This window comes from Chelativorans alearensis (assembly GCF_010993735.1).
Taxonomy (GTDB): domain Bacteria; phylum Pseudomonadota; class Alphaproteobacteria; order Rhizobiales; family Rhizobiaceae; genus Chelativorans; species Chelativorans alearense.
In genome coordinates this window covers 33,759-53,429 of the sequence record NZ_WQNI01000003.1, presented here as the reverse complement: position 1 = coordinate 53,429, position 19,671 = coordinate 33,759, and the positions used below count along the sequence as shown (strand labels likewise).

General features: G+C 65.0%; 25 protein-coding genes. 6 read left to right on the top strand and 19 right to left on the bottom strand.

The features are described 5' to 3' along the window. Positions 1 to 99: 99 nt before the first annotated feature. Positions 100 to 468, bottom strand: a complete 369-nt coding sequence (locus GPJ75_RS05590; protein ID WP_246248924.1) for a DUF805 domain-containing protein — start codon at positions 466 to 468, stop codon at positions 100 to 102. A gap of 20 nt (positions 469 to 488) precedes the next feature. Beyond that, positions 489 to 1,343 (bottom strand): 2,3,4,5-tetrahydropyridine-2,6-dicarboxylate N-succinyltransferase, encoded by an 855-nt coding sequence (dapD, locus tag GPJ75_RS05585; protein ID WP_163265984.1) that lies wholly within the window; start codon positions 1,341 to 1,343, stop codon positions 489 to 491. Positions 1,344 to 1,497: 154 nt separating this feature from the next. On the opposite strand from dapD, the gene GPJ75_RS05580 reads away from it, so the two are divergent. Both GPJ75_RS05580 and GPJ75_RS05575 read left to right on the top strand, forming a co-directional pair. After that, positions 1,498 to 2,337 (top strand): LOG family protein, encoded by an 840-nt coding sequence (locus tag GPJ75_RS05580; protein ID WP_163265982.1) that lies wholly within the window; start codon positions 1,498 to 1,500, stop codon positions 2,335 to 2,337. Between the two features lie 75 nt (positions 2,338 to 2,412). After that, the gene (locus GPJ75_RS05575; protein ID WP_163265979.1) at positions 2,413 to 2,607 is read left to right on the top strand and encodes a hypothetical protein; all 195 of its coding nucleotides are present in this window, start codon (positions 2,413 to 2,415) and stop codon (positions 2,605 to 2,607) included. Here the strand turns inward: GPJ75_RS05575 and GPJ75_RS05570 are convergent. Next, entirely contained in the window at positions 2,585 to 3,286 is a 702-nt protein-coding gene (locus GPJ75_RS05570) for a pyrimidine 5'-nucleotidase (protein WP_163265977.1), read from the bottom strand. The genes GPJ75_RS05575 and GPJ75_RS05570 overlap by 23 nt on opposite strands. A 204-nt stretch (positions 3,287 to 3,490) precedes the next feature. On the opposite strand from GPJ75_RS05570, the gene GPJ75_RS05565 reads away from it, so the two are divergent. Next, positions 3,491 to 4,396 carry a DMT family transporter gene (locus GPJ75_RS05565; RefSeq protein WP_163265975.1) on the top strand — a complete coding sequence of 302 codons (906 nt, stop codon included), beginning with the start codon at positions 3,491 to 3,493 and terminating at the stop codon, positions 4,394 to 4,396. Between the two features lie 154 nt (positions 4,397 to 4,550). On the opposite strand, the gene GPJ75_RS05560 is transcribed toward GPJ75_RS05565, so the two are convergent. Beyond that, positions 4,551 to 4,931 carry a VOC family protein gene (locus GPJ75_RS05560; RefSeq protein ID WP_163265973.1) on the bottom strand — a complete coding sequence of 127 codons (381 nt, stop codon included), beginning with the start codon at positions 4,929 to 4,931 and terminating at the stop codon, positions 4,551 to 4,553. A gap of 55 nt (positions 4,932 to 4,986) precedes the next feature. Then, positions 4,987 to 5,880 carry an acetylglutamate kinase gene (gene argB, locus GPJ75_RS05555; RefSeq protein ID WP_163265971.1) on the bottom strand — a complete coding sequence of 298 codons (894 nt, stop codon included), beginning with the start codon at positions 5,878 to 5,880 and terminating at the stop codon, positions 4,987 to 4,989. A 141-nt stretch (positions 5,881 to 6,021) separates the two neighbouring features. Between argB and msrB the strand changes: the two genes are divergently transcribed. Continuing rightward, positions 6,022 to 6,528: a peptide-methionine (R)-S-oxide reductase MsrB gene (gene msrB / locus GPJ75_RS05550; RefSeq protein ID WP_163266609.1), complete on the top strand. Its 507-nt coding sequence runs from the start codon at positions 6,022 to 6,024 to the stop codon at positions 6,526 to 6,528. A 105-nt stretch (positions 6,529 to 6,633) separates the two neighbouring features. Here msrB and yihA read toward each other — a convergent pair whose 3' ends face one another. The 4 genes from yihA to GPJ75_RS05530 all read right to left on the bottom strand — a co-directional run bounded on the left by yihA (position 6,634) and on the right by GPJ75_RS05530 (position 9,441). Beyond that, positions 6,634 to 7,308: a ribosome biogenesis GTP-binding protein YihA/YsxC gene (yihA, locus tag GPJ75_RS05545; protein WP_163265969.1), complete on the bottom strand. Its 675-nt coding sequence runs from the start codon at positions 7,306 to 7,308 to the stop codon at positions 6,634 to 6,636. After that, positions 7,305 to 7,943 (bottom strand): CatB-related O-acetyltransferase, encoded by a 639-nt coding sequence (locus GPJ75_RS05540; RefSeq protein WP_163265967.1) that lies wholly within the window; start codon positions 7,941 to 7,943, stop codon positions 7,305 to 7,307. The genes yihA and GPJ75_RS05540 overlap by 4 nt, the downstream gene beginning before the upstream one ends. A 119-nt stretch (positions 7,944 to 8,062) precedes the next feature. Then, the gene (locus tag GPJ75_RS05535; protein WP_163265965.1) at positions 8,063 to 8,551 is read right to left on the bottom strand and encodes an anthrone oxygenase family protein; all 489 of its coding nucleotides are present in this window, start codon (positions 8,549 to 8,551) and stop codon (positions 8,063 to 8,065) included. 32 nt (positions 8,552 to 8,583) lie between these two features. Continuing rightward, positions 8,584 to 9,441, bottom strand: a complete 858-nt coding sequence (locus GPJ75_RS05530) for a Rossmann-fold NAD(P)-binding domain-containing protein (protein WP_163265963.1) — start codon at positions 9,439 to 9,441, stop codon at positions 8,584 to 8,586. A gap of 102 nt (positions 9,442 to 9,543) precedes the next feature. Here GPJ75_RS05530 and GPJ75_RS05525 point away from each other — a divergent pair, with 102 nt between their 5' ends. Then, positions 9,544 to 10,182 carry a TetR/AcrR family transcriptional regulator gene (locus tag GPJ75_RS05525; protein WP_246248923.1) on the top strand — a complete coding sequence of 213 codons (639 nt, stop codon included), beginning with the start codon at positions 9,544 to 9,546 and terminating at the stop codon, positions 10,180 to 10,182. 55 nt (positions 10,183 to 10,237) lie between these two features. On the opposite strand, the gene yidC is transcribed toward GPJ75_RS05525, so the two are convergent. The 6 genes from yidC to GPJ75_RS05495 all read right to left on the bottom strand — a co-directional run bounded on the left by yidC (position 10,238) and on the right by GPJ75_RS05495 (position 15,664). Continuing rightward, positions 10,238 to 12,055 carry a membrane protein insertase YidC gene (yidC, locus tag GPJ75_RS05520; RefSeq protein WP_163265962.1) on the bottom strand — a complete coding sequence of 606 codons (1,818 nt, stop codon included), beginning with the start codon at positions 12,053 to 12,055 and terminating at the stop codon, positions 10,238 to 10,240. An 8-nt stretch (positions 12,056 to 12,063) separates the two neighbouring features. Beyond that, positions 12,064 to 12,426, bottom strand: a complete 363-nt coding sequence (rnpA, locus tag GPJ75_RS05515) for a ribonuclease P protein component (protein ID WP_163265959.1) — start codon at positions 12,424 to 12,426, stop codon at positions 12,064 to 12,066. A gap of 23 nt (positions 12,427 to 12,449) precedes the next feature. Continuing rightward, positions 12,450 to 12,584: a 50S ribosomal protein L34 gene (gene rpmH / locus GPJ75_RS05510; RefSeq protein WP_106572747.1), complete on the bottom strand. Its 135-nt coding sequence runs from the start codon at positions 12,582 to 12,584 to the stop codon at positions 12,450 to 12,452. Positions 12,585 to 12,782: 198 nt separating this feature from the next. After that, positions 12,783 to 14,156, bottom strand: a complete 1,374-nt coding sequence (locus tag GPJ75_RS05505; protein ID WP_163265957.1) for a glutamate--cysteine ligase — start codon at positions 14,154 to 14,156, stop codon at positions 12,783 to 12,785. 82 nt (positions 14,157 to 14,238) lie between these two features. Beyond that, the gene (locus GPJ75_RS05500) at positions 14,239 to 14,991 is read right to left on the bottom strand and encodes a 16S rRNA (uracil(1498)-N(3))-methyltransferase (protein WP_163265955.1); all 753 of its coding nucleotides are present in this window, start codon (positions 14,989 to 14,991) and stop codon (positions 14,239 to 14,241) included. Between the two features lie 31 nt (positions 14,992 to 15,022). Then, positions 15,023 to 15,664 (bottom strand): hypothetical protein, encoded by a 642-nt coding sequence (locus GPJ75_RS05495; protein WP_163265953.1) that lies wholly within the window; start codon positions 15,662 to 15,664, stop codon positions 15,023 to 15,025. Between the two features lie 242 nt (positions 15,665 to 15,906). Here GPJ75_RS05495 and GPJ75_RS27565 point away from each other — a divergent pair, with 242 nt between their 5' ends. After that, positions 15,907 to 16,038 carry a hypothetical protein gene (locus tag GPJ75_RS27565; RefSeq protein WP_281354750.1) on the top strand — a complete coding sequence of 44 codons (132 nt, stop codon included), beginning with the start codon at positions 15,907 to 15,909 and terminating at the stop codon, positions 16,036 to 16,038. Here the strand turns inward: GPJ75_RS27565 and GPJ75_RS05485 are convergent, their stop codons facing one another. The 4 genes from GPJ75_RS05485 to GPJ75_RS05470 are packed head-to-tail and all read right to left on the bottom strand — an operon-like array spanning position 16,039 to position 19,658. Next, entirely contained in the window at positions 16,039 to 16,785 is a 747-nt protein-coding gene (locus tag GPJ75_RS05485; protein ID WP_425483118.1) for a metallophosphoesterase, read from the bottom strand. It abuts the gene before it with no gap. Beyond that, positions 16,775 to 17,452, bottom strand: coding sequence for a LutC/YkgG family protein (locus GPJ75_RS05480; RefSeq protein ID WP_163265949.1), 678 nt, complete (start codon positions 17,450 to 17,452; stop codon positions 16,775 to 16,777). Before GPJ75_RS05480 ends, GPJ75_RS05485 begins: the two co-directional genes overlap by 11 nt. Continuing rightward, positions 17,449 to 18,885, bottom strand: coding sequence for a LutB/LldF family L-lactate oxidation iron-sulfur protein (locus tag GPJ75_RS05475; protein ID WP_163265947.1), 1,437 nt, complete (start codon positions 18,883 to 18,885; stop codon positions 17,449 to 17,451). The genes GPJ75_RS05480 and GPJ75_RS05475 overlap by 4 nt, the downstream gene beginning before the upstream one ends. After that, positions 18,885 to 19,658 (bottom strand): (Fe-S)-binding protein, encoded by a 774-nt coding sequence (locus tag GPJ75_RS05470; RefSeq protein ID WP_163265945.1) that lies wholly within the window; start codon positions 19,656 to 19,658, stop codon positions 18,885 to 18,887. Before GPJ75_RS05470 ends, GPJ75_RS05475 begins: the two co-directional genes overlap by 1 nt. Positions 19,659 to 19,671 lie beyond the last annotated feature (13 nt).

The following is a 19,671-nucleotide window of genomic DNA, read 5'->3' as shown; positions in this document are numbered from 1 at the left end:
ACGGCCAATTTTTTTCACCGGCCAAAATAATTCAGCCGATGATAGTCCCGGAGGCAGCGTAGGAAAAGCGATTTCTGGTCCTACCAGATTTCTGTCGCGTCACTGCGGCGCGTTGGTGCGCTCGCCGTATTCATTCGCGCCCTCGTCGCCCGGATAGAGACAGAACACGACAAAGGCGAGGATCGACACCATCGGAATGAACAGCGTGACGGCGAAGATGCCGGGCTTGCCGAAATCGTGCAGCCGCTTCACCCCCAGCGCCACGTAAGACCAGACGGAGAGGAAGAAGATCGCCCAGAACAGCACCGCCCATACCTGGCTGGAGCCGCTTTCCTCCGGCGCCAGGGTGAAGCGGTAGAGCGCGAAGGCCTGGAAGACGGCCAAAAGCAGGCCGGCCAGGAAATAGGCCATGCGGCTGACGCGGCCGGAAAGGCTGAAGAAAAGCCACTTGAGCTGGTCACCGCTCACGCCCGCCGCCCTGTTTGCCATCAGTCCCTGAGGAGTTCGTTGATAGAGGTCTTGGAGCGCGTCTTCTCGTCGACGCGCTTGACGATGACGGCGCAGTAGAGGCTCGGGCCCCAGTTCTGGCCGGGAACGTGCCGGCCCGGCATCGAGCCGGCGACGACCACCGAATAGGGCGGCACCTCGCCGTAGAACACCTCGCCCGTGGTGCGGTCGACGATCTTGGTCGACTTGCCGATGAAGACGCCCATGCCGAGCACGGAGCCCTCGCGCACGATGCAGCCTTCCACCACTTCCGAGCGGGCGCCGATGAAGCAGTGGTCCTCGATGATGGTGGGGCCAGCCTGCATGGGCTCGAGCACGCCGCCGATGCCGACGCCGCCGGACAGATGCACATTCTCGCCGATCTGCGCACAGGAGCCGACGGTGGCCCAGGTGTCGACCATGGTGCCCTTGCCGACATAGGCGCCGAGATTGACGAAGGAGGGCATCAAGACGGCGCCGGGCGCGATATAGGCGGAGCGGCGCACCACGCAGCCGGGAACGGCGCGGAAACCCCCGCGCTCGAAATCGACGGCGCCCCAGCCGTCGAACTTGGAGGGCACCTTGTCCCACCAGACGGCATCGCCCGGCCCGCCCTTGATGACCTGCATCGGGTTGAGCCGGAAAGACAGGAGAACGGCCTTCTTCAGCCACTGGTTCACGTGCCAGTCGCCGTTCTCGCGGCGCTCGGCGACGCGCGCCGCGCCGCTGTCGAGAAGCGTCAGCGCCTCTTCCACGGCCTCGCGCACCTCGCCGCGCGTATCGGTCGTGACGGCGTCACGCTCCTCGAAAGCCTTCTCCACCGTCTGTTCCAGCGCGGCGATATCCGAATTCCTCATCGACAAATGCTCCGCTACACGGGCTGTTAAGGGCGCGTCCTTAGGTTTAACAAAGGACGAAGTGACAGCCGGCGCGGAACCTATGCGAAGCGCCGGAGGGGGTCAATCGCGGTGTGCGCGGCGCCGCCGCGCGGAAAGACGGGACTGGGATCGCATGAAGTCGAACGAAACCGGCGGCTGGACGCCGCTGCCGCATTCCGATGAAGACCTGAAGCGCGCCCGCAGCGTGCCGGACACGCCGCAGACGCGGTCCGATACCTACCGGCTCGCCTGGGACGACGAAGACTTCATGACCCGCCGCGCGCTCAGGCCGGTGCGCCTGCAGCTCGAGTTGCTGAAGCCGGAGATGGCGCTGGCCGAGCGCGGCATCCGCTCCACCGTCATCCTGTTCGGCGGGGCGCGCATTCCCGAACCGGGCGGCGAGGCCTGGGCGGCCAAGAACAAGGTGCAGAAGAAGAACCTCGAGGCAAACAGCCGCTACTATGATGAGGCGCGCAAGTTCGCCCGGCTGTGCTCGGAGCATTCGGCGAAGTCCTACTATCGCGAGTATGTGGTCGTGACGGGCGGCGGGCCGGGCGTGATGGAGGCGGGCAACCGCGGGGCTGCCGATTGCGGCGCGCCGACGATCGGCCTCAACATCGTCTTGCCGCACGAGCAGGCGCCGAACCTCTATGTGACGCCGGAATTGTGCTTCAACTTCCACTACTTCGCCATCCGCAAGATGCATTTCATGATGCGGGCGAAGGCGGTTGCCGTCTTTCCCGGCGGGTTCGGCACGATGGACGAACTGTTCGAGGCGCTCACCCTCATCCAGACCGGCCGCATGGAGCGCATGCCGGTGATCCTGTTCGGCACGGCCTTCTGGGAGCGCGCCATCGACCTTTCCTTCCTGGCCGAGCAGGGCACGATCTCGCCCGGAGACGAGGAGCTCATCACCTTCACCGACACGGCCGAGGATGCCTGGTCACATATCGCATCGTTCTACGAGCTGTAGCGAGAAGACGGGGCGGTCCTGCGCGGAACGCAACACCCGGCTCAAGCGTTTTTCATGCGAGGGAAGGAGACCGGCATGGCCAGAAGCGTTCCCGACGACGACATGATGGAGAGCCAGCAGGCAAAGGATCTCGGCCACGCCACCAAATCGGCGGAGGACGCGAAGCGGCAGGCGGAACAAAAGGAGCGCGAGAGGCGGGAGGCGCTGGAGCGAGCGGCCTATCCCCCGGGAAAGCGGCGGCGGCGCATCACCGTGCCACGACCGTTGTAAGGAAAGCAGTCAGATCGTCGGTCACATAGTCGACGTCGTCCTCCTCGCCCGGATCCTGCTCCCATATCTCCGAAAAGTCCGGCTCGAAATTCTTCGGCACGATGAGCACCGTCGTCATGCCCAGGCGCTTGGGCACCCGCAGGTTGCGCGCCAGGTCCTCGAACATGACGGCGTTGGCCCCGGCGATGGTGTGCAGGGCGACGAAGAGATCGTAACTTTCGGCCGCCGGCTTGGGCGTCATGCCGGCGGCGACGATGTCGAAGATGTCTTCGAAATGGTCGAGGATGCCGAGCTGGCGGGCGGCGCGCTCGGCGTGGCTGCGATTGCCGTTGGTGAAGATGAATTTGCGGCCCGGCAGCGCGCGAATGGCGTGGCCGAGCGCCGGGTCGGGCTGGAGCCAGTTGTAATCGATGTCGTGCACCTTCTGCAGAAAGTCGTCCGGTTCGACATGGTAGCGCTCCATCAGGCCCTTCAGCGTTGTGCCGTATTCCCGGTAGAGCTCCTTCTGCACCTTGCGGGCTTCCTCCCGCGGCAGGTGCAGAAGCTCCGACACATAGGCCGTCATCTTCACGTCGATCTGCGAAAAGAGGTTGCTGTGGTGCGGATAAAGTGTGTTGTCGAGATCGAAGACCCAGTCGGTGACGTGGGCGAATCGGGTGGGGTCGGGTTGGTTTGTCATGACCGCTTATCGCAGATTTTCCGGCACTCTTTCAAACTTTCGCAACACAGGAAAGGAAGGAGAGAAGCGCAATTTCTTGCACCGGAGCCTGGCGGCGGCTAGTGGTGCAATCCTGACGGATGGCACCCATCTGTCAGGACAAATCGCCCCGCCAGACCAATAGCTTGCAGTCTTCGCCTCCCGCCCTCCTTCTTCGGACCCTCCATGGAACTGTGGATCCCCATCACCATCGCCGCCGCCTTCCTTCAGAACCTGCGCTCGGCGGCGCAGAAGCACCTGAAGAGCGTGATGGGGACGACCGGCGCCACCTTCGTGCGCTTCGGTTTCGGCCTGCCGTTCGCCATCCTCTTCGTGCTGGCGCTGCGCTATGGCGCCGGCTTCGCCGTCCCCGAGCCGAACGACGTGTTCATCGGCTGGGTGCTGGTTGGCGGACTGGCGCAGATCGGCGCCACCTTCCTGCTCATCCACCTGTTCTCCTATCGCAACTTCGCCGTCGGCACCGCCTATTCGCGCACCGAGCCGGCGCAGGCGGCCGTCTTCGGCCTCATTTTCCTCGGCGAGATCGTCGGCGCCGGCGCGCTGATCGCCATCGCTATCACGGTGGTCGGCGTGATGCTGATCTCCGTCGCCCACGTACCGATGAGCTGGCGTAACCTGTTCGCCTCGCTCGTCAGCCGCAGCGCGCTGATCGGCCTTGCCTCGGGCACGCTGTTCGGCGTGTCGGGGGTGGCCTACCGCGCGGCGTCCCTGTCGCTCGGTGGGCCCAACTTCATGATGCAGGCGGCGACCACCCTGCTCTTCACCATCCTCTTCCAGACCGCAATCATGCTGGCGTGGATGCTTTGGAAGGACCGTGGCGAGATCGGACGCATCGCTCGGGCGTGGAAGGCCTCGCTCTTCGTCGGCCTGGTCGGCGCTTCCGCTTCCTTCGGCTGGTTCGCGGCGATGACGCTGCAGCAGGCGGCGGTCGTGAAGGCGCTGGCGCAGATCGAGATGATCTTCACCTTCGCCTCCACGGTCTATTTCTTCCGCGAGAAGATCAACCGCACGGAGGTGGCGGGCTGCGCGCTGATCGTCGCCGGCATCGTGGTGCTGATGCTGATCGGCTAGTGGTCTGACCCAAACAGATGGTACCCATCTGTTTGGGTAAGTCAGCCCACAAGCTATTGATCTGGTGGGGTGATTTGTCCTGACAGATGGGTACCATCTGTCAGGATCGCAACACTAGAAGCGCAAGTGTATGGAGGTGATGCCGCCCTGAAAATCAGCTCCGCTGCGCCGGCTGAAACAACTCCACCGGATTTCCGGAAGGGTCCTCGAGCAGGATCTGGTCGCCGCCATTACCCTTGACGATGCCGCTGCGGAAGACGCAGCCCTCGGCCTTCAACCGCTCCACGGTGGCGGCCAGGTCGTCGACCTCCATCTGAAAACGGTTCCACCCGCCGGGCGCCGGTGCGATTTCGCCCGTCTGCGTCCCCGCACCGCCGGCGCCCGGCTGGTTGATAAGCAGCCGCAAAGGCCCACGAGAGAGAGCCGCAAAGCCCGGCGCCGGATGGAAATCCACCGTAAAGTCGAGGACCCTCGTGTAGAACGCGATCGCCTCTTCCACGTCCTGCACGATATAGCGCACTCTCACCTGGCTCATTTCGTCCTCCTCCGGCACGATGCGCGCGGATGATCGCCGGTTCGGCCGATCGGCGTCAAGGAACGATCAGCGTTCCCGCGCCATGTTCGGTGAAGAGCTCCAGGAGCACGGCGTGCGCGGTCTTGCCGTTGAGGATGACGACGCCTTCCACGCCGCGCTCGATCGCCTGGATACAGGTCTCGACCTTGGGGATCATGCCGCCGGAGATCGTGCCGTCCTTGATGAGGGCGCGGGCCTCGGCCACCGTCAGTTCGTCGATGAGCTTCATGTCCTTGTCGAGCACGCCCGGAACGTCCGTCAGGAAGAGCAGGCGGCTGGCCTTCACCGCGCCGGCGATGGCGCCGGCGAAGGTGTCGGCGTTGATGTTGTAGGTGTGCCCGTCGCGGCCGGGCGCCACCGGGGCGATGACGGGGATCATCTCGGAGCGGGCGAGGAGGTCGAGAAGCGTGCGGTCGACCTCCACCGGCTCGCCGACGAAGCCGAGATCGAGCACGCGCTCGATGTTGGAGTCCGGATCGGTGACGGTCTTGTGGGCCTTTTCGGCGAACACCATGTTGCCGTCCTTGCCGCACAGGCCGATGGCCCATTCGCCCTCGGCGTTGATCAGCGCCACGATCTCCTTATTGATGGAGCCGGCCAGCACCATCTCGACGATCTCGACCGTCTTGCGGTCGGTCACGCGCAGGCCGCCCTCGAATTTCGATTCGATGCCCATCTTCTTCAGCATGGCAGCGATCTGCGGCCCGCCGCCGTGGACGACGATAGGGTTGACGCCGGACTGTTTCAGAAGCGCCACGTCGCGGGCGAAAGCCTGGCCGAGCTCGGCATCGCCCATGGCGTGGCCGCCGTATTTCACGACCACCGTCTTGTTCTCGTAGCGCTGCATAAAGGGAAGTGCAGCGGAAAGCAGGCGCGCTTGCGCTTCGGCGGTCTCGGCGATGTCCGTCATGTCAGAGCCCTTCGATCGATCGTGCGTCTCATATCGCATTCGCGGGGGTGGGCAAATGCCCGAAGGCCCATATTCCTTCACGGCCCGTTGATTTGCCGGTGACAGGGAGCGTGCCTATTGTCTGCCAAAACGGAGATCGAGATGATGAAACGCCGCAACTTTCTCTATGCTGGCGCCGGCGCGATCGCCGCCCTTGGCGGCGGTGCTTTCATCCTGCGCGACAGGCCGGGCGCCAGCGCCGCTGCAGAGACGTTCGAGATCGCCAGGTCCGATGAGGAGTGGCGGGCGATCCTTTCGCCGCAGCAATATGCCGTCCTGCGCGAAGAGGCGACGGAGCGCGCCTTCACCAGCCCGCTGAACGAGGAAAAGCGCGCCGGGCTCTTCCACTGCGCGGGCTGTGACCTGCCGCTTTATTCGTCCGAGGCGAAATATGATTCGGGCACCGGCTGGCCAAGCTTCTGGGAAGCGCTGCCGGGCGCCATCGGCACGAAGGAAGACAACACCTTCTTCATGACCCGCACCGAATGCCACTGCAGCCGCTGCGGAGGCCATCTCGGCCACATCTTCGAAGACGGCCCGCCGCCGACGGGAAAACGTCACTGCATCAACGGCGTGGCGCTGGCCTTCCGGCCGAACGAGGCGGCCTAGAGCAATTCCAGGAAAAGTGGGAACCGGTTTTCCGTCCGGAATTGCGACAAAACAAAGAGTTGGACCAGTTCATCGATTCTGTGAAACGACGAACTGGTCCAAGGCTCACAGATCCGCGATGGCGCGGACGATCGCCGCCCGCAACTCGTCCATGCCCGCTCCCTTCTCCGAAGAGGTGGCAACGATCTCGGGGAAGGCGGCCGGGCGCTTTGCCATTTTCTGCCGCGTCTCCTCCACCAGCTTTGCCACGGCGGGTGGCTTGATCTTGTCGGCCTTGGTCAGCACCACCTGGTAGGAGACGGCAGCCGTGTCGAGCAGGTCCATCACCTCTTCGTCGATCTTCTTTACGCCGTGGCGGGCGTCGATCAGGAGATAGACGCGCTTCAGCGTCACGCGACCGCGCAGGTACTCGAAGACGAGCCTGGTCCATGCGTCGACCTGCGTCTTCGGCGCCTTGGCGAAGCCATAGCCCGGCATGTCGACCAGCGCCATGGGCGGCAGGTCTCCGGCTTCTCCGCTGTAGCCTTCGGGCACGAAGTAATTGAGCTCCTGCGTGCGGCCGGGCGTGTTGGAGGTGCGGGCGAGACCCTTCCGGCCGACGAGAGCGTTTATGAGCGAGGACTTTCCCACGTTGGAACGGCCGGCGAAGGCGACCTCCGGCGGCCCCTCGGGCGGCAGGAACTTCATCGCCGGCACGCCGCGGATGAAGACCCACGGCCGCGCGAAGAGCTTTTCGCTCCCGCCGTCCTTCGCCGGGCGGGCAGCGGCTGCGCGGCTCACGCCGCCGCCTCCAGCTTCGCCAGATTGTTGCCGCGGATGGCGTCGAGATTGCGGGTGATCTTGTCGGCCGGCCAGTTCCACCAGGCGATGTCGAGCAGGCGGCGTACAGTCAGTTCATCGAAGCGCATCTTCACCACCTGGGCCGCGTTGCCGGCTGCCACCGCATAGGGCGGCACATCATGGGTTACGACAGAACGCCCAGCGATGATTGCACCGTCGCCAATCTTCACACCAGGCATGATGACGGCCTCCATGCCGATCCACACATCGTTGCCGACCACGGTATCGCCGCGCACCTCGCGGCGCCAGCTCTCGACATCGAAGCCTTCCTCCCACCCGTGGCCGAAGATGTTGAAGGGATAGGTCGAGAAGCCCGACAGCACGTGGTTTGCACCGTTCATGATGAAGCGGGCGCCCTCGGCGATGGCGCAGAAGCGGCCGATGATGAGCTTGTCGCCGATGAATTCATAGTGGTGCAGCACACATTTCTCGGCGAAGAGGTCCGGCCCGTCGGGGTCGTCGTAGTACGTGTACTCGCCGATCTCGATGTTGGGCTTGTCGACGAGAGGTTTGAGGAAACCGACGCGCGGGTGCAGGAAAATCGGGTGTTTGATCTCGGGCTTGGGTCCGTGCATGAGGGTCTCCACGATCGATGACAAACGGAACGACTGTCGCGGGCGGTCTCCTCAACAGAACAGTTTCTATATACCGCACGGACCGCGGCGGACAAAGCGTCCGCCGCGATATCCCCTGGTCAGGTCTTGATGCTCAAGGCGGCGATGAAGCAGGCGAGCGCAGCCAGGGAGGTGGCCGTGCGCACGTGGTTCCACGCGGTCCAGCGGGCGAGATATTGCCGCCAGTAGTCGGCGCCGGCTCCGCTCGCCGGATCGAGGGACGCCAGCGTATCGTTCATCGGCACGTTGAAGACGACGGTGACGAGAAACGTGCCGACGACATAAAGGACGGCACCGGCGAGCATGAAGGCCGAGCTTGCGCCGTTCCAGCCGGCGACCGCGAGGACGCCGAGCACCAGCCCGAGCAACGGCGTGCCGAAGAAGACCACGAAGAACAGCGGGTTCTGTATGGTCACGTTGATTTCCTGCATGGCGCGGATGCCGGCGTCCGCCGGAATCCGGCCAAGCGCCTGCATGGCGAAAGTGGAGAAGGTGAAGAAGAGGCCGGCCATGAGGCCGGCGCCGATAGCGGCGAAAAAGGTGAGGATGAAGGCGATGCGTTCGGACATGATGGCGGTTCCTCTCTTGCAGGCTCCAGCGACTATGAAGCGGCAGGCGCCTGCGCGTCCCACACACCGCTTGCCGCCGTGCGCCGCACATAATCGGCGAAGTCGCGCGGCGCGCGGCCGAGCGCCCGCTGGACGCCGTCGGCCAGACGTTCGTTGCGCCCGTCGAGCACCTGGGTGAAGAGTTCGATCATCAGATCGATGAAGGGTTGTGGCACCTGCTGTTCGTGCAGGGCGGCGACGAACTCGTCAATGGTGACGCGCCTGAAGCGGATGTCGCGCCCGGTGGCGGCGGCGATCTCGCCGACGGCTTCGGCGAAGGTCAGAAGGCGCGGGCCGGTCAATTCGTAGAGCGTGCCGATGTGGCCGGGCTCGGTGAAGCAGGCAAAGGCGATGTCGGCGATATCGTCGGCATCGATGAAGGGCTCCCCGACGTCGCCCACCGGCAAGACCAGTTCCCCTTCCAGAATGCCGTCGATCATGTAGTTCTCGCTGAAATTCTGCGCGAACCAGGCGGCGCGCAGCACGGTCCAGTCGGCGCCCGTGGCCTCGAGGAGCTTCTCGGCCTTCTCGGCGCCCTCCTCGCCGCGCCCGGACAGGAGCACGAGGCGTCTTACCCCCTTCTCCAGCGCCCTAAGGGCGAAGGCTTCGACGGTTTCGGCCGCCCCTGGCAGCGCGAGGTCCGGATAGTAGGAAAGATAGGCCGCGCTCACGCCGTCAAGCGCGCCGTCCCAGGTCGACCGGTCTTCCCAGTCAAAAGGAATGTCGGCGCTGCGCGAGCCGATGCGCACGGGCACGCCGTGGCTCGTCAGGCGCTTGGCAAGGCGACGCCCGGTCTTTCCGGTGCCGCCAGTAATGAGAATGGTTTCTGCGCTGGCTCGGTCGTTGGACATCTTCGTACTCCTCTCGTTGTTAAAATATGAGTAATCCTCACATTTGCTAATGTGATAAATCCTCATATTATGAATGTCAACACCGAATCATGAGGGCGCGAGATGGAGACTGAACCGATGATCGACGGAGCAGCCGCAAAGGCCGGGCGCAGCCCGAGCCAGAAGCGCAGCCGCGAGCGCGTCGAGCGCATATTGGCGGTGGCGGCGGATCTGATTGAGGAAGCCGGCAGCGACGCCATGAAGATGAGCGAGGTGGCGGCGCGCGCCGGCATATCCATCGGCTCGCTCTACCAGTACTTTCCGGACAAGGCGGCGGTCATCCGCACGCTGGCGGAGCGCTACAACGAGGGGAACCGGCACTGCATTGCCGAGGCACTCGAAGGGGTGCGCACGGTCGACGGCCTGCTCGGCGCCTTCGGCCGCCTGATCGACACGTACTATGCGCTTTTCCTCGCCGAGCCCGTCATGCGCGACATCTGGTCGGGCATTCAGGCCGACAAGGCCTTGAGCGAAATGGAGCTGCGCGAGGCGCGGGCGATCGGCGCGATGCTGGCGGCGGCGATGCTACGCGCGAGGCCGGACAAGCGCGCAAAGGACGTGGAGGTGAGCGCCTTCCTTATCATGCACCTCGGGGAAGCGGCCATGCGCCTTGCCATTACCCTCGACAGAGAGGAAGGGCGGGCGGTGGTGGAGGCATATAAGGCTATGGCGATGCGCGAGATCGCGGCGGCGCTCGGCTGAAATGAAAAGAGGCTCCGCGCTTGCGGAGCCTCTGGAGATAGAGCGGCCGGTGGCCTTATTCGGCCGGATTCGGGTTCTTCTTCCTCTTGAACAAGGCCATCAGATTGTCCCACAGCTCGATCTTGGCGCCCTGGCGCTTCATGATCACGCCCTGCTGGACGATGGACAGGAAGTTATTCCAGGCCCAGTAGATGACGAGGCCGGCCGGGAAGGTCGCCAGCATGAAGGTGAAGACCACCGGCATCCAGGTGAAGATCATGGCCTGGGTCGGGTCGGGCGGCGTCGGGTTCATGCGCATCTGCAGGAACATGGTGATGCCCATGATGAGCGGCCACACGCCGATCATCAGGAAAGAGGGCACGTCGTAGGGCAGAAGACCGAACAGATTGAAGAGCGACGTCGGGTCTGGTGCCGAAAGGTCCTGGATCCAGCCGAAGAAGGGCGCGTGGCGCATCTCGATGGTGACGTAGAGCACCTTGTAGAGTGCGAAGAAGACCGGGATCTGCAAAAGGATCGGCCAGCAGCCGGCGATCGGATTGATCTTCTCCTTCTTGTAGAGCTCCATCATCGCCTGCTGCTGCTTCATCTTGTCGTCCGCGTATTTCTCGCGGATTTCCAGCATGGCGGGCTGCATCTTCTTCATGTTCGCCATGGACTTGTAGGACTTGTTGGCGAGCGGGAAGAAGACGAGCTTCACGGCGACGGTGGTGGCGAGGATCGACAGGCCGAAATTTCCGAGCAGCTTGAAGAACCAGTCGATGAGATAGAACATCGGCTTGGTGATGAAGTAGAACCAGCCCCAATCGATCAGAAGCTCGAACTGGCGGATGTCGCGCTCGGTCTCGTAGGCATCGACGACACCGACCTCCTTGGCGCCGGCGAAGATCAGCGTCTCGGTATCGACAGTGGCGCCGTCGGCGACTGTCAGCTCGTCGGAGAGAAAGTCGGCCTGGTAGCGCGGGCCGTTGTCCTCGGAATAGTAAAAGCGCGGCTGGAATTCGGTGCCGGCGCGCGGCACCATCGTCACCGCCCAGTACTTGTCGGTGATGCCGAGCCAGCCATCGGAGGATTTTCCGGGCTTGATGTTCTCTTCCTCGACTTCCGAATAATCGATCTCCTGGAGGCCCTCCTCACCCGTCACGCCGATCAGGCCTTCGTGAAGGATATAGATGCCGGTGGTCTCGGGCTTGCCGATGCGCGTGGTACGGCCGTAGCTGCGCAGCGCGACCGGTGCCCCCGACGCGTTCTCCACCGTGTCGGAGACAGTGAACATGTAGTTCTCGTCCACCTCGATGATACGCGTAAAGGTCAGCCCCCTGTCGTTGGTGTAGGTCAGCGTCACCGGGCTTTCCGGGGTCAGCACCTCGCCCTCCGCGAGGCGCCAGACCGTATCCGGCCCCGGCAGGTCGCCGGTCTCGGCATTGCTCACATACCCGGTCTCGACATAGTAGCCGTCGGGGCCGCCCGACGGGTTGAGGAGCTCGATGTTGGGAGAATCCCGCTTCACCGTGACGCGGTAGTCCTTCAGAAGGAGATCGTCGAGGCGGGCGCCGGTGAGGTTGATGGAGCCCGACAGACGCGGCGTGTCGATGCGCACGCGCTCGCTCGCGGCGACGGCGGCCTCGCGTGAGGCGGCACTGCCGGCTTGCGTGGAAGTACCGGGAATGGACGTCGCGTCGCCGGTCGAAGGAATGTCCGCCGGCGCGCCGCCGGCGCCCGGCGCGGGCGCTTCCTCCCCTGTTCGCTGCTCGGCCTCGATGCGCGCGGCCTCACGCTGCTCTTCGATGCGCGGGTTCATGTAGAACACCTGCCACACGGTCAGGATGACCACCGACAGCGCGATCGTGATGAGGAGGTTGCGATTGTTGTCCATGGGTGTCCTTAGCCCGCGTGCACGGGTTTCTTGCCACGAATGCGGCGGGAAAGCTCTTCCTTCAGCGCCACGAAGGGCGCATCCAGTATCTCGCGCCTTCCCACGATCACATAGTCGGTGCCCGGCGCCATTTCATCGGCAGCGTGGATGCGGACCGCCTCGCGCAGGCGGCGGCGGATGCGGTTGCGCTCCACGGCGTTGCCGGCCTTCTTCGTCACGGTGATGCCGAGACGCGGCGGCTGGTCGTCGCCACGCTCCAGAACCTCGAGCAGGAAAAGAGGGCCGCGCCGCTTCGTCCCGCGACGGACCGCCAGGAACTCGGCGCGCTTTTTGAGGCGCGCGGGATACCCGCTCCGCGCCTGGCCGGACAATGCCGAGGCCCTGAACCCGCCACTTAGGCCGAAAGCCGCGAGCGGCCACGGTTGCGGCGCGCGGCGATGACGCGGCGGCCGCCCTTGGTGGCCATGCGGGCACGGAAACCGTGCCGGCGCTTGCGGACGAGTTTGGAGGGCTGGTAGGTGCGCTTCATTTATTTAATACCGCGGCGTGCGGCCCTTCTTCATTCTGTCTCGATGAACAGGAGCGTTTCGGACCGCCGGGCGCACAAGAGCATCCGCCGGACGGTCAGCCCGAACGTGCCGGGCTTATAAGAAGCGCGTTTGCGAAAGTCAATGAACGCGGGACTGCGGATGCGAATTGTCGCAAGGTTGCCCCCCGCGCGTCGGCCCTAATACGCATGCTCCAGGAAAACCGGTTCGATGGAGCCGCCCCAGCGCGTGTGATAGGCCGTCACCATCTCCTGCGCGCTGGTGGTGCCGCGGGCGACCACTTCGTCGAGCGGGTTCAGGAAATCGGTCTCGTCATAGCCTTCGTGGTTTCTCCGGGCGCGGTGCTTCAGGCCCATGCGGGAGATTGCGAGCACCTCGCGCGCCGTCTCGCGCAGCTCGTGGTTGCGGAACCGGTTCGCCAGCCCCTCCACGGGCACGGCGTCGCGCATCGCCTGGACTTCCTCGAAGCTCCAGCCCTTGGTGAGGTCTTCGGCCGCGTCGAGCGCGGCATCGTCGTAGAGAAGCCCGACCCAGAACGCCGGCAAGGCGCAGATGCGGCGCCACGGGCCGCCATCGGCGCCGCGCATCTCCAGGAAGCGCTTCAGCCGCACGTCGGGAAAAAGGGTCGACAGGTGGTTCGCCCAGTCGCCCATGGTGGGCATGCCGTCGGGCACGGTCTTGCGCAGCGCGCCATCCATGAACTGGCGGAAGGTGACGTGGGTGCAGTCGTGGTAGCGGCCATCGCGAATGACGAAATACATGGGCACGTCGAGCGCCCACTCCACATAGTCGGCAAAGCCGAAATCCCGATTGAAAACGAACGGCAGAAGGCCCGAGCGCTGATTGTCGGTGTCGCGCCAGATCTCGGCGCGCCAGGACTGGAAGCCGTTCAGCCCGCCGTCGGTGAAGGGGGAGTTGGCAAAGAGCGCGGTAGAAAGCGGCTGCAGCCGGGTCGACACCTGCATCTTGCGGCGCATGTCGGCTTCCGACGCAAAGTCGAGGTTCACCTGGATCGTGCAGGTGCGGTACATCATGTCGAGGCCGTGGGTGCCCACCTTGGGCATATAGGCGGTCATGATGTCGTAGCGCGATTTCGGCATCTTCGGCGTGTCCGAAAGTCGCCACTTGGGGCTGGCGCCAAGGCCGAGGAAGCGGATGCCCAGGGGTTCTGCGATCTCGCGCAACTGTGCCAGGTGGGCGTTGCCCTCGCGGCAAGTCTGGTGGATGGTCTCAAGCGCCGCGCCGGAAAGCTCGAACTGGCCGCCGGGTTCCAGCGAGATGGCGCCCTGCCCCGTCGGCTCGACAAGGCCGATGATATGCCCCGCATCCTCGATCGGGTCCCAGCCGAGCGTTTTCTGCATGCCCTCGAGCAGCGCACGGATGCCGCGCGGGCCCTCATAGGGAACAGGCTGGTTGCCATCGACATAGAAGGGAAACTTCTCGTGCTCGGTGCCGATGCGCCAGGCGTCCTTCGGCTTCGAGCCGGCGGCGAGATAGCCGACCAGTTCATCGATTGCTCCGATCGGCCGGTTGTCGGTCGTGTCGCGCGCCATTCTCTCCTCCGGCCTGTTCAGAAGCACAGCCTGATTGACCAAGTCGCAATCGGCAAGCAAGCAAAAAGTTCTGAAGACCTCCTCAAGCGGTCACCATGTCGCGCCAATCGCCCGCGGCCGCCTGGATGAGGGCGAGCGCCGCCACCGCCGCGGTGTCGGCGCGCAGGATGCGGGGGCCAAGCGGAATCGGCACCACGAACGGCAGCGCGCGCAGCGTCTTGCGCTCCGCCTCGGAGAAGCCGCCTTCGGGGCCGACGAGCAGGCCGAGCTTGGCATTCCGCAGCGCCGTGAGCGCTTCCAGCGGGTTGTTGGTGGGGGCGTCCTCGTCGCAAAAGACAAGGCACCTCCCCTCCTCCCAGTCGGTGAGAAGGCGGTCGAGCTTGATCGGCTCGCATACGACGGGAATCGAGAGGACGCCGCATTGCTCTGCGGCCTCCATCACGTTCGCTTGGAGGCGTGGCAGGCCGAGCTTGGGCACCTGCGTGTGCTGGGTGAGGACGGGCTGAAGGTGGCCTGCGCCCATCTCCACCGCCTTCTGCACCAGATAGTCGAGGCGGCCCTGCTTCAAGGGGGCGAAGCAGTAGAGGAGATCGGGCTTCGGCGTCTGCGGGCGCGTCTGCTCGCGCACGGCAAGGTGCGCCGACTTTTTCGACAAGGCAGCGATCTCGGCCAGCCATTCGCCATCGCGGCCGTTAAAGACAAGCGCGTGGTCGCCCTCGCGCATGCGCAGGACATGGGCGAGGTAATGCGCCTGCTCGCGCGTCGTCTCCACCTCCGCCCCTGGCGAAAGGTCGTCGGCGAGGTATAGCCGCTGCATCTTGTAGTTCGCTCGCATGGGCGCTTGATGCGCCGCGGCGCTGGCTCGGTCAAGAGCGCGCCGTATCGTGCCAGACGGGACGATAGCCGCTGGCGAGCGCGGCAGCGGTAGCCGGCGGGGTGATGAGCGTGAAGGGGCCGGACAGACGGTCCGTCCCGCGGGGCGCACCGTAGCCGGTGAAAGCCCAGGGCAGCAGCCGCCCGCCGCGCAGCGCATAGGCGCGGCCTGCCGATTCGACCATGGTTCCCTCCGGCAAAGCCGGCAGTTGCACTTGTTCCAGCGGCACGACCGCGCCACCGGATGCGCGGCGCTCCTTGTGCAGCCGGGCATCCATCTCGGGCGCCGTCGCCCGCCGTCCCTCGCCGCCGGCAAAGCAACGGGCAAAGCTCAGCGCCCGTTCGTGCCGGCAATAGAAGCATGGCCGGTGGCCGGCGGCGAGCGCCGTCACCTCGTCGAGGAAGAAGAGTTCGGTCCAGCCTGCGCCGCCGCTGCGGCTGTTCTTCCCCATCACCTCGCGCCGCCGGTTGCCGAAGGCGCAGTCGCAGACGATCCAGGCCCTGGTAGTCCATCGGCGGGAAAACAGCGTCCTGGTCGCCGGATCGTGGATGACGCCGCGATTGCCGGTGAAAAGGCCGCGGGCGGGCACCGCATGGATTGCGCCGAAGGGGTCGACACGGTTTTGCAGCGGCATGGGGCGCCCGCCGTTCAGCGTTTCACCGGAGGGACGAAACTGTTGCCCGAGGGCGACAGCGCCCGTGCAAAGCGGTGCATCATCTCCCCTCGCACCTTGCGTTTTTCGGCACGCCCGATAATTGGCCTATCACCAACGAAACGAACTTCCTTCATCAATTCTGCAAGCCGAATCTTCGGGAACCGAATGGTAACCGGTGGAACCTTATGCTCGAACGCGGAACGGAAAAAGAGATGAGCCTGATGCGCGCCACTGTCCTCTCCCTTTTGTTGATCACCGCCGTGGCGGTAAGCGGCGCTGGCATCTATGCGGCAACGGCCTCCGACACCCTCGGGACGACGGACGGCTACGGCATCAGCACCTTCGGCAGATAGCTACCCCGTTACTTCCATCAGACGCTTGCGCCTGCCCTCGAACATCATCGCCGTCAGCCGGCCGGTGTAGAAGGCGCCGGTGTCGAGGTTCACCCGGTTGGGCATGATCTCGGGCGCCGGCGCCGGCGTATGGCCGTGCACGATCAGCTTCGGATGGAGCCCGGTATAGCTGTGGAAGCGCCCGCGAATCCACACCAGATCCTCCGGCGACTGGTCCTTAAGCGGCACGCCCGGCATGATGCCGGCATGGCAGAAGAAGAAATCGCCGAAAGTGGCGGAGAGCTTCAGGCCACGCAGGAAGATGAGGTGCTCATCCGGGATCGCGTCCCGCAAGGCCGCGTGGCCGCGCAGGAGCGCGTCGTGCGCAAAAAAATCCAGCTCCACACCGTAGGAACGCGCGGTCGCCTCGCCGCCATTGTTGGCGAACAGGCCACCCTCCGAGGGCTGCGCGAGGAAGTCGAGAAGGCCGATGTCGTGGTTTCCCGCAAGCGTGATAATGCGCGGGTCCATCCGGACGGCATGGGAGAGGAAGTCCAGCACCTGGCGCGTTGCGGGGCCGCGGTCGACGTAGTCGCCCAGGTATACGATGCGCCAATCGGACGGCTGGTCCTGCATGATCTCGGCCATGATGTGGCGATGCATTTCCGACATCAGGTCGTGGCGGCCGTGGATGTCGCCCACCGCGTAAAGCCGCATGCCCTCCGGCGCGGCCGCATCTTCGAAGTGGATGCCCGCCTCACCCACCATCAACGACGATGAGATGCAGCGCGCGTGGACCGTGGGCGCCGAGCAGCAGCGTCTGCTGGATGTCGGCGGAGCGCGACGGGCCGGTGATGAGGTTCAGCGTGCGCGGCATCTTCCCCTTGCCGAATTTCTGCCGGAGGCTGGAGAACACCGTCTCCAGATCGCCGGCGATATCCTTGGCTTCGACCACCACAATGTGGTGTTCCGGCAGGAAATTGACAGTGGTCGGATTGTCGACGCCGGAATGAAGGGCGATTGTACCGCTCTCGGCCACGCCGGCAAGCGCATGGCTGACGCCCACCTCGTCCTCCGGATCGGCCCGCCCGGACTTCACCTCAAGCGATTTCACGCCACTCCACGGCATCTCCCGAAGGCGCTCGTCCGCTCCCATGCGCACGGAGGCCGGCAGGTTCCTGGAACGCAGATAGGCGGAGACGGCCTCGGGCACGTCGGCGGGCTTCTCCACCCGGTCAATCGTCGCGGACACCTTCTCGGCCATCCCGCAGAACAGCGCGATGCGCTCCTTGTCGGCCAGTTGCCCGCGTGCCGGCACCACGCCCGTCGGCGCATCGGCAAGCCGCTTCGCCACCACCTCGGCACGCGCCGCCTCGCCGGGTGCCGTGCCGAGGGAAGAGCGGACCTTGTTCAGAATTGCCTCGCGCGCGCTCATGTGCGTGCCTCCTGCTTATCCGCTTCCCGGTTCCGCCATTGCTGCAGGAAGGTGCGGCTTTCGGGCGCCGGCAGGTCGCGATGCTTCGTCCAGCCCCCGGCGAAGGGCAGATAGCGGAAACGCCGCTGCGCCCCGCCGAACGCCGAGAGCGCGGGAATGGCGAACGAGGCCGCCAGCCGGTAGAGCCGCGGGCGGCGGGCAAAGAAGGCCCAGGCCTTCAGGCCGTAGCGCTGCGTCGCCGGGTTGAGGCCACGGGCGAACTCGCGCTCGCGCCAGTGGCGCATCATCTTCGGCAGCGGGATGTGCATCGGGCAGACCGCCTCGCAGCGGCCGCAGAAGGTCGACGCGTTCGGCAGATGCCCCGACTTGTCGACGCCGATGAGCGAAGGCGTGAGCACCGCCCCCATGGGGCCGGGATAGACCCAGCCGTAAGCGTGGCCGCCGACGGCGTGATAGACGGGGCAATGGTTCATGCAGGCGCCACAGCGGATGCAGCGCAGCATGTCCTGGAACTCGGTGCCCAGCATGGACGAGCGGCCGTTGTCGAGGAGCACGACATGGTACTCCTCCGGCCCGTCGGGGTCTTCCGGCCTGCGCGGCCCGGTGGAGACGGTGGTGTAGACGCTCATGTCCTGGCCGGTGGCCGAGCGCGCCAGCACACGCAGGATCTGGCTCGTGTCGGCAAGCGTCGGCACGATCTTCTCGATCGAGGCGACGACGATGTGGACGCGCGGCAGGATCTGCGTCAGGTCGCCGTTGCCCTCGTTGGTGACGATGACGGAACTTCCCGTCTCGGCCACCAGGAAATTGGCGCCGGTGATGCCGACGTCGGCGGCGAAATATTCCGCGCGCAACACCTCCCGCGCCTCGCTGAGCAGCGAAGCCGGTTCGGAGAGGTCGCGCGTGGGCGGCAGGTGGTGGTGGGCGCGGCGGAAATCGGCCTCCACCTGGTTCTTGGTCAAGTGCACGGCCGGCGCGATGATGTGGCTCGGATGCTCGCCGCGCAACTGGATGATGTATTCGCCGAGATCGGTCTCGACCGGGCGGATGCCCTCCTTCTCGAAGAACTCGTTAAGGCCGATCTCCTCGGTGATCATGGACTTGCCCTTGGTCACCGTGCGGGCGCCGGCGGCGCGGCAGATGTCGAGGATGAGAGAGCGGGCATCCTCCGCCGTCTCGGCCCAGTGCACGCGGCCGCCGGCTGCCTTCACCTTCTCCTCGTAGGCCTCGAGATAAAGGTCGAGGTGGGCGAGCGTGTGATCCTTGATGGCACGGGCGGAATCGCGCAGCGCGTCGAACTCCGGCAGGGCGTCGACCGCCTTCTGGCGCTTGTCGATGAAGCCCGAGCGCACATGGCCGAGCGCCTCCTGCAGGTGCGGGTCGGCGAGCGCGCCGCGCGCGTTCGCCTTGAAGGCGGGGGATGTGATCTGCATCAGCGCCCTCCCCCGCCGATGGCCGGGCCGTCGTCCATGCCGGCCAGCACCTCCGCCACGTGGCGCACCTTTATGTCGGCGCCCTGGCGCTGCAGCTTGCCGGCCATGTTCATCAGACAGCCGAGGTCGCCGGCAAGCAGCGTCTCGGCACCGGAGGCCTTGATGTTGACCGCCTTCTCCTCGACGATCTTGTTGGAAATGTCGGGATATTTGACGCAGAACGTGCCGCCGAAGCCGCAGCATACGTCCGCATCCTTCAGTTCCTTGAGCTTGAGCCCTGAGACCGAGCCAAGCAGGCGGCGCGGCTGCTCGCGGATATTGAGCTCGCGCAGGCCCGAGCAGGAATCGTGGTAGGTGACGCTGCCCTCGTGCGCCGCGCTCACAGCCTCCATGCCCATGACGTCGACGAGAAAGCTCATCAGTTCGTGCACCTTGGCCGAGAAGGCGGCGGCGCGCTCCTCCCAGGCACCGCCCTTGAAAAGCGCCGGATAATGCTTCTTCAGCATGCCAGCACAGGAGCCGGAGGGAGCGACGATGTAGTCGAACTCCTCGAAGGTCTCGATGGTGTTCCTGGCGATGGCAATGGTGTCGTCGCGGTCGCCGGAGTTGTAGGCTGGCTGCCCGCAGCAGGTCTGCGCCATGGGCACCTCGACCTCGCAGCCGGCCTCCTCCAGGAGCTTCACGGAGGCAAAGCCGACGGTGGGGCGGAAGAGATCGACCAGGCAGGTCACGAAGAGGCCGACGCGCGGCCGTTTCAGCGTTTCTTGTCTCAATGCGCTTTCCTGT